Below are 300 nucleotides of genomic sequence, written 5' to 3' on the forward strand. Positions count from 1 at the left end.
GCATCCGCGTTGGGGTGGCCTTCGAGGGCGGATTCTGGGTCCTCGTCGCCCTTTGCGGCAGCCTTCGAAATCTTTGTGGCGGCGGACTTTACTTCGTCGTCGCTAACACCGAGGCCGGCCAGGTGGTTCTGATATTGGCCTTCGCGCTCGCTGCGGTAGGTGGCGTATTTGCCCTTGTTCTTCTCGATCAGGCGGTCGTGTGCGGGCGAACCGGGCGTAGGCATGCGCCAGAGGACGAAGGCCTGCTGGAAGGTGGTGAAAATGTTGGTGGTCCCCCCGTAAATCAGCACGCCGATAGGT

The 300-nt window shown here is 61.7% G+C and carries 1 pseudogene; it reads right to left on the bottom strand.

The window, feature by feature from the left end:
- A pseudogene (locus QP415_RS11365) lies at positions 1-300 on the bottom strand (hypothetical protein); the annotation flags it as partial.

The sequence above is a fragment of the Pauljensenia sp. UMB3104 genome, from assembly GCF_030217285.1.
Classification (GTDB): Bacteria; Actinomycetota; Actinomycetes; order Actinomycetales; family Actinomycetaceae; genus Pauljensenia.